Source organism: Clostridium sp., from assembly GCF_016650095.1.
Lineage (GTDB): Bacteria > Bacillota > Clostridia > Clostridiales > Clostridiaceae > Clostridium_AD.
Genome location: NZ_JAENWL010000140.1, coordinates 1 through 8,337, shown reverse-complemented (window position 1 = coordinate 8,337; position 8,337 = coordinate 1). Strand labels below are relative to the sequence as shown.

The 8,337-nt window shown below is 32.7% G+C and carries 7 protein-coding genes and 1 other annotated feature; all 7 genes read right to left on the bottom strand.

Features of this window, described 5'->3' with window-relative positions:
• Nucleotides 1-38 precede the first annotated feature (38 nt).
• Nucleotides 39-1,031 (bottom strand): ketol-acid reductoisomerase, encoded by a 993-nt coding sequence (ilvC, locus tag JJE11_RS09820; protein ID WP_291635047.1) that lies wholly within the window; start codon nt 1,029-1,031, stop codon nt 39-41.
• Between the two features lie 233 nt (nt 1,032-1,264).
• Nucleotides 1,265-1,474: a binding site (T-box leader), on the bottom strand.
• 294 nt (nt 1,475-1,768) lie between these two features.
• A complete protein-coding gene (gene arcC / locus JJE11_RS09815; protein WP_291635046.1) occupies nt 1,769-2,719 on the bottom strand; it encodes a carbamate kinase in 951 nt (316 codons plus the stop codon).
• A gap of 46 nt (nt 2,720-2,765) precedes the next feature.
• Nucleotides 2,766-3,764 (bottom strand): ornithine carbamoyltransferase, encoded by a 999-nt coding sequence (argF, locus tag JJE11_RS09810; protein WP_366927922.1) that lies wholly within the window; start codon nt 3,762-3,764, stop codon nt 2,766-2,768.
• A 121-nt stretch (nt 3,765-3,885) separates the two neighbouring features.
• On the bottom strand, nt 3,886-4,716 hold the full coding sequence (locus JJE11_RS09805; RefSeq protein WP_291635045.1) for a DNA-binding domain-containing protein: 831 nt from the start codon (nt 4,714-4,716) through the stop codon (nt 3,886-3,888).
• Entirely contained in the window at nt 4,713-5,981 is a 1,269-nt protein-coding gene (locus JJE11_RS09800; RefSeq protein ID WP_291635043.1) for an ATP-binding protein, read from the bottom strand. Before JJE11_RS09800 ends, JJE11_RS09805 begins: the two co-directional genes overlap by 4 nt.
• Nucleotides 5,969-7,024 (bottom strand): 2,4-diaminopentanoate dehydrogenase, encoded by a 1,056-nt coding sequence (ord, locus tag JJE11_RS09795; protein ID WP_291635041.1) that lies wholly within the window; start codon nt 7,022-7,024, stop codon nt 5,969-5,971. The genes JJE11_RS09800 and ord overlap by 13 nt, the downstream gene beginning before the upstream one ends.
• Before the next feature lie 38 nt (nt 7,025-7,062).
• Nucleotides 7,063-8,142: an ornithine racemase Orr gene (orr, locus tag JJE11_RS09790; RefSeq protein WP_291635039.1), complete on the bottom strand. Its 1,080-nt coding sequence runs from the start codon at nt 8,140-8,142 to the stop codon at nt 7,063-7,065.
• Between the last annotated feature and the right edge of the window lie 195 nt (nt 8,143-8,337).

The window sequence follows — 8,337 nt, the reverse complement described above, 5'->3', positions numbered from 1 at the left end:
TTATTATATTTTAAGTATTAGTAAATATTAAACTGAAATTATTTTTTATTCCAAGACATCATTTTTCTAAGTTCTGCACCAACTGTTTCTATTTGGTGTTCACTTTCTATTCTCTTTGTTGCATTAAAGAATGGTTTTCCAATCTGATTTTCAAGAAGCCAATCTCTAGCAAAAACTCCAGTTTGAATATCTGTTAATACTTCTTTCATAGCCTTTTTTGTATCTGCAGTTATTATTTTATTTCCTGTTATATAATCACCATATTCTGCAGTATCACTTACTGAATATCTCATCATGTTTAATCCACCTTGGTTTATTAAATCTATGATAAGTTTCATTTCATGACAGCACTCAAAATATGCCATCTCTGGTTGGTACCCAGCTTCTACAAGAGTTTCAAAACCAGCTTTTATAAGCGCTGTAACACCTCCACATAGAACTGCTTGTTCTCCAAATAAATCTGTTTCAGTTTCTTCTTTGAAAGAAGTTTCCATAACGCCAGCTCTTGCTCCACCTATTCCTAAAGCATAAGCTAAAGCCACTTCTTTTGCATGTCCTGAAGCGTCCTGATGTATAGCTATAAGACATGGCACTCCTCTACCTTCTAAAAATTGGCTTCTAACTGTATGTCCTGGTCCCTTTGGAGCTATAAGGAACACATCAATATCTGATGGAGGAACTATTTGGCCAAAATGAATGGAAAAACCATGAGCAAATACTAAAGCTTTATTTTTTGTAAGATTAGGTAGAATACTTTCTTTGTATAATTGTCCTTGCTTTTCATCGTTAACGAGTATCATGATAATATCAGCTGCCTTAGCTGCTTCTGCTGCAGTCATAACTGTTAGTCCCGCTTCTTCAGCTTTTGCCCAAGACTTACTCCCTACATAAAGACCAACAATAACATCAACACCACTTTCATGTAAGTTTAATGCATGAGCATGTCCCTGACTACCATATCCTATTACCGCAACCTTTTTTCCTTTTAAGTTATCTAAATTACATTCTTGTTCATAATACATTTTAGCCATTATTAATACCCCCTAATTATTTTTTATTTACACTTTTAAATTTTGTCTCCCTTTCCACAAACGACTAATTCCTAGTGAATTTGTAATTTATTTCAACTTTTTATGTATTTTAACATCAAAAAAATAGATTGTCAACAAAAATCAAAATATTTTTTTAACCTTAACTGAAGCCTTATTTATCAGCAAATTTCACTTGATTCGTATGATTTTTTTGTATAAAAAAAGGACCCTTCGCCTGGGGCGAGAAGTCTTTTCGCGGTGCCACCCAATTTATATCTTAATTAGATAACGGCAGTGCCGGCACAGCTTACTTTAAGTCAAAGACTTTCTTCAGCCTGCAGCTCCAGGGTGATTTTCTTCATTTGATAATTCATGGGCTTTCACCTACTCCCACTCTCTTATAGAATATCAAAATGACTACTCTTCCCTATCAAAGCTTTTAAAATTATAAGTAACTTTTCTAAATTTGCATTTGCTTGTTACACACTATACTACTAATAAAAAAATATGTCAATGTATTAATAAATAAAATATTGCTTTTTCAGAGTTACTCTATCGCTTATGAATTTCTACACGTTAATAAATCCCATTCTCTCTTCATTATAAGATTCGTTCATGAATGATTTAAACCTTTTTATATAAAACTGCATCGAAAATTGCAAATCTCAAAATGTTCATACTTCGTTTTTTATGTCACAAATGCTAAACATTTTTTTTAAAAAGCGTAGAATAAATATTTAGTTTATTATCACAGTTCCCGCTTTTCCCTCTATTGCTTCTCTAGCTTTACCTAGTGATGTTATAATAGCTTTTCTACCTTCTTTTGCTTCAACGAATGTAATCGCTGCTCTTATTTTGGGAAGCATAGAACCAGGAGCAAAATGTCCTTCTTTAATATATGTTTTAGCTTCTTCTACAGTTATGCTTGAAAGATTCTTTTGATCAGGCTTTCCAAAGTTAATAGCAACCTGCTCAACCGCTGTGAGTACAACTAATGCATCAGCATTTAATAACTCTGCTACTTTACCTGAAGCAAAATCTTTATCTATTACTGCGGGAACTCCTTCAAGATTTCCATTTCCCGTGTCAATTACAGGGATGCCACCGCCACCAACAGTTATAACAACATGTCCCGCTTCAACTAATGTTTTAATAATAGGTTCTTCAACTATATCCATTGGAAGAGGAGATGCAACTACGCGTCTCCATCCTCTATTTGAATCTTCCTTCATTACATATCCTTTTTCAGTCATTAATATCTTAGCTTGTTCCTGCGTAAAGAAAGAACCTACTGGTTTAGTTGGATTCTTAAATCCTGGATCATTTTGGTCAACTATTACTTGAGTAACTACTGTTGCAACCTGTTTATTTATCCCTCTTTTTCTCATCTCTGCTCTAATACTTTGTTGCAAGTGATATCCTATATAGCCTTGGCTCATAGCACCACATTCAGGGAAAGGCATTATTGGGTTGTTTTTATCTATAAGAGTTGCTGCTTCATAAGTAGCTACAAGTTGACCTACTTGAGGCCCATTACCATGGGCAACAATTACCTCATGCCCCTCTTCAATTAAATCTACAATAGCCTCTGATGTTTCTCTAGCAGTTACGAGTTGCGCTTCTGCTGTAGTATCCTTCGGATTTGCTTGAAGGGCATTCCCCCCAAGTGCAATTACTATTCTTGCCATATTAATTTCTCCTTTTATATTATATTTTAAATTAATTTACCTTATATTAATCACCAAGTGTAGCAACCATAACTGCTTTGATTGTATGCATTCTATTTTCTGCTTCATCAAATACTATAGAATGTTCACTTTCAAATACTTCATCTGTAACTTCTAGACCTTCAAGACCATATTTTTCAAATATTTCTTTTCCTACGATAGTCTTTAAATCATGAAAAGCTGGTAGACAGTGCATGAATTTAACGTTTTTATTACCTGTCTTATTAAGCATTTCCATATTTACTTGGTAAGGTCTTAATAGTTCTATTCTAGATGCCCAAACTTCGTCTGCTTCGCCCATAGAAACCCATACGTCTGTGTAGATCACATCAGCATTTTTAACTCCAGCAGAAACGTTATCTGTAATAGTAATTTTTGCTCCTGTTTCTTTAACAATTTCATTACATTTTGAAACTAATACAGCTTCTGGGAATAAGCTCTTTGGTGATACGATTCTAAAATCCATACCCATTTTAGCGGCACCTATCATCAATGCATTTGCCATGTTGTTTCTTCCGTCTCCCGCATATACAAACACAATACTACTTAATGGTTTTTCAAAGTGTTCTTTTATAGTTAGAAAATCTGCAAGAATTTGTGTTGGATGGTCTTCAGTTGTTAATCCATTCCATACAGGTATTCCTGCATATTTTCCTAGGTCTTCAACTATTTCTTGACCATATCCTCTATATTCTATTCCATCATACATTCTTCCAAGAACTCTAGCAGTATCTGCTACAGATTCCTTTTTGCCAATTTGAGTTCCTGTAGGCCCAAGATAAGTTACATGTGCTCCTTGGTCGAGTGCCCCTACTTCAAACGCACATCTTGTTCTTGTTGAACTCTTCTCAAATATCAATGCTATGTTTTTACCTTTCAATGTTTGCGTCTCTGTACCGGCATATTTAGCTCTTTTCAAATCCCTAGCTAAATCTAGGAAATAATTGATCTCCTTAGGTGAAAAATCCATAAGCGTCAAAAAGTTTCTGTTTCTTAAGTTAAACATAATAAATTCCTCCTACTATTGTAGTTTTTTTTATTATAAACGCATCAATTCGAAAATACTCAAATTACATCAAAAAAATACTTAAATATCTAAATGTTTCTTGTGGCTGATCCTACAATTTTTAATTAATTTCGCAATTGAGCAAAATACCTTCAAAAAATTTATTTATAGAAATTTTCCCTCCATTCTTTTTTATGCCTTTTATATGGTCCATTTCAGCTTTCACGCTTGAAAAGTTAAAAAGCACATTTGAATAAGCACAAAAAGTTTCATTCCCATAATCTTCAATTCCAAGATTTGCCATATTCTCTAGTCCACCCTTAATTGCTCTTCGAATTCTTTGTTTTACAATATCTGAATTATCTCCAGAGCACGTAAATATTTTCTCTAGATTACATTCTGAGAAAGATTTTTTGTTTTCAATAAGATATGTACATATTTTGATTATATCGGTTGTTCCTTTTTCACCAAGCATTCCAAGTATACCTAAAATATGCTTTATTTCTTTTAAGCCACCATTTATATCTTTATCAGGTTGTGAAGAACTTTTTAACATTGTTTTGATACTCGCAAGCATCATTTGCATTTCAATTTTTTCTGAAACTTTTGAGGTTACTTTTTCTACTTCAATTTTATTTATAGGTTTCTTTATAAAAAATTCTATTCCTGATTTATATGATTCTGCCACGAGTCCGCTATCTAAAACCTGAGATATCATTATAAAACAGATATCCGGTTTTAACATTTTAAGCTCTCGTACAAGAGTATTCCCGTCCATTTTAGGCATAAGAAAATCTACAAGCACAATATCAGGGTTTAATAAAAGTATTTGATTAAACGCTGTTTCTCCATTATTTGAGCTACCTATAACTTCAAATGAGTTATTTTCTTCTATTATATTAGTAAGTATTCTTACAATACTTATATCATCATCGACAATATAGTACCTCACAGCGCATCACCTTCCATTTTATCTTCTTTTATTTTAATCGTAAATTCAGTTCCTTTTCCTATAATGGAATGAACCTCTATGGTACCCCCAAAAATATCATTAACAATGCCTTTCACATGAGCTAGTCCAATGCCTCTACAAATGTCACCAGTTTCCGTATTAAATTTAGTTGAAAATCCCGGATTAAATATAAATTCAATATCTTTCTCTTTTATGCCTTTTCCATTATCTGATATAAGAAGAATGCAGTCTTCTTCATTTTTACTAATAGAAATTTTTATATACCCATTTTTCATTTCTTCCATAGCCTCGATGCTATTGTAAATAAGGTTTCGCAATACAGAAACTAGATAAAAATGTTCCGCTACATTGAAATTATGTTCTATCTCAAACTTTAAACTTACATTAGATTTATTTCTTTTTATGTACTCCACTACGTCCATTTCAATAATGTTTACCATATCTGCAATATCCATTTTAACAGTATCTGTTTTTTTACCAACCATTTCTTCTAAACCTTTTATAACACTGATATAATCCTTTTTTATTTCGTGAACATCTTTTGCTATATCGAGAGAAAGATCTTTTAAATCACCAGAATAGTTGTTCTCCGATATAGTTTTATAAAGAGTATAAGCTTTTTTCATAACATCTTCTATATCCGCATTATTTTTATTCATAAAATAGATTTCACTTTTTACACTTGATGTCATTAATATTAATTTTCTATATCTTTCTTCATGCTCACCTTTTATCAGTAAGAACTTGTAATATTTTAGTAGCAATATTATAGATATCATAAGTATACTTCTTACAAATGCAATAATCGCCAAATTTTGAAACAACATATAACTATATCCTTTGAAACGAAGCAGCACGCTGATCTCTAGAATATTTGAAAGAAAGTCACAAAAAAAAGCTGAAAAAAACAAATCTGTTAGACTTGTTTTTTTCTTTTTCCAATAGAACAAATAAAACAATATACCATAGGTAAAATAAAACAAAACATCAGGGCCAATGTATCCAAGAGTAGTATGTATATCGTTATTACCAATGTATAAGAATATCCCCCTATAGAGGGGAGAAACGATCCCAACTGCAAAGAGAATTTCTATAGGGTTAAATTCTTTATAAAAATAAAGGAAAATAGGCAATATAACAACTGAAAGAGTTATGATAAACCCTGGCACAAAAAAATTTATATTTATTTGAGATGCCAGGGCAATACCTATTGCTATAATAAAAATAGATTTTATTTTTTGCACTTTACTAAATCTCTAACGTCACCAATTATAGCTCTTGGAACTGGTAAATCAAGCATTGTTCTGAGTCCTGGCTCTGCATTCATTACAAGTGGAACCATATTAACACATATAGCTATTGTAGCGATTCCTCCTGGTATTTCAGGTTTTATTTGAAGGTTTAAGTTTGGAACTCCTTTAACTGTAATATAATCTCCAGTATCGATATTTTCCATTTCAGGTTTTATCTGTTGAGGGTGTTCCATTGTGATAAATAATTTATCTCCTAGGTCAGCAAATCCTAATTGTTTACATCCAGCAACGTCTCCAGCTTTTACTGAAACAATATCAGTACTACGTGGAACAGTTGTTAAAATTGGTGATTTTTCTTGTCTAATATTATTAAGCTTAATATTGAATGCTTCTTCAAACATTCCAAAGGATTGTAAAAATCCAACGTGACCATCTATTGTATTGTCTTTAACGCCTTGTATAAATTCTTCTTCTTTGAGGCCTATACCCTGCTCAACCATAACTGCCTTGCCAAAGCAAGCAAGGTCATTAACTCTAGTAGCATTTATGCTCTCAACTGTATCAGAAACTCCTGTAAGCATTATTGCAACTAAATCCATAATAAATCCAGGATTTACTCCAGTTCCTAATATTGAAACATTGTTTTCTTTAGCAATTCTATCCATTTCATCTGATAATTCTGGACTTAGTGCTCTTGGGTAAGACATTTCCTCAGCTGTTGTTACAACATCCATGCCAGCTTCTGCAGCCATTTTTATTAATGGGAATACAACTTTTGTAAATGAAGCTGTAGCCATAAGGCAAACATCTGCATAGCCTTTCTTTATAACATCTGAAGCATTTTTTGTAACTACGCAAGAATTATCTTCATTTGGTGCAACCCCTAATACTTCATAAAGTTTTTTGCCAACCTTACTCGGGTCCATGTCAATAGCACCTACGATAGTAAATCCTTTTTTGCTTAATACCATTGTAGCAATACCGCTACCCATAACGCCTAGTCCCCAAACTACTACCTTTATCTTGTCTTTCATAATATTTTCCTCCTCTTAATTCTAAATCTCACTTAAATCTATTTTAATACGTTATTGTAGTACTTTTCAACATATGGAGAAGTCATTGCTGCTAGCAAACAACCATAGTCTATTTTAAACTCTATTATATCTCCAACTTTTAGTTCTTTTTTACAATCAGTTACATCTAAAATTAGATGATCACTGCTTGCACCAAAAACACTTATATCGGTGTCTATTGGAACTAGTCCTTCTACTCTTATATCTTGTCTTCCTACTGCTATAATAGCTCTTTTCCTTATTCCTTTGTCTTCAAAATTAGGTTTATTACCAAAAGCGTCCATCCCTATAACACCCGTCGGTACTGTTGGTTTACTCTTTATTTCAACTATTTCACCACTCAGTGTAAAAACATCCTCATAGCAATCAGCTACTGGCAGCCCGAAAGAAGTTTCTCTAGCAAGAACTATTGATTCTCCAATTCTAAGCTGATTAACTCCTTCCGGCATAGTATCATTGATAACCATATATAAACTACTAGAATTTCCTCCTGATATTACAGGTAACTTTAAGTTAAAGATTTCTTCCATATCAGATTTTAACTTTATAAGCACACCTAAGTTTTCTGCATCTGGAATTACACCACCATAACAAGTAACATTGGTTCCAAGTCCAATTAATTTAATATTATCTATTTTTACTATTTCACTCACAGTTGAAGTTACATCCTCAATCATTACACCTTCTCTTAAATCCCCTAAATCTACCATTAGTATAATACTGTGAATTTTATTTAAATCTTTTGCTGCTGCTCCGAGCTTCTTAATTGTATCTATCTCTGAATTTAAGCTTACATCGGTATACCTCACGACTTCATGCGCTTCGCTTATCATTGGAATTCTAAGTAGCATCTTTGTACAATTTAAATCTTTTAACTTTTTTAAGTTTAAGATTCTAGAATCCGCAACTTGCGTAACTCCAGCTTGAAGTATAGCTTCTACAATGGTCCTCTCAGAACAAAACACTTTAGTTACAGAAGTAACATCTATATGCTTTTTATTACACATTGCTAGGATTGTTTCTACATTATGCCTTAATTTTTTAAGATCTACTTCCACACAAGGATAATTTTTTTTCATATAGATACTCTCCTTTTAAATTTAATTGTTCTCTCTATTACTCATCTTCTTCGAAGCTGGCAGCTGCGTATGTGATGGCATCTTCGTAGGTGTTGACATCACTTACGCAGATTTCCATATCCACTGTTATATCTAAACTCTGAATTAATAGTGCTTTGGCAACTTCACTATTTTCTCTACTCAATACGCCTGCAC

Bases quoted from the DNA above. Each gene is read 5' to 3' on its own strand.
- ilvC (WP_291635047.1), bottom strand. From the start codon at position 1,031: ATGGCTAAAATGTATTATGAACAAGAATGTAATTTAGATAACTTAAAA.
- arcC (WP_291635046.1), bottom strand. From the start codon at position 2,719: ATGGCAAGAATAGTAATTGCACTTGGGGGGAATGCCCTTCAAGCAAAT.
- argF (WP_366927922.1), bottom strand. From the start codon at position 3,764: ATGTTTAACTTAAGAAACAGAAACTTTTTGACGCTTATGGATTTTTCA.
- ord (WP_291635041.1), bottom strand. From the start codon at position 7,024: ATGAAAGACAAGATAAAGGTAGTAGTTTGGGGACTAGGCGTTATGGGT.
- orr (WP_291635039.1), bottom strand. From the start codon at position 8,142: ATGAAAAAAAATTATCCTTGTGTGGAAGTAGATCTTAAAAAATTAAGG.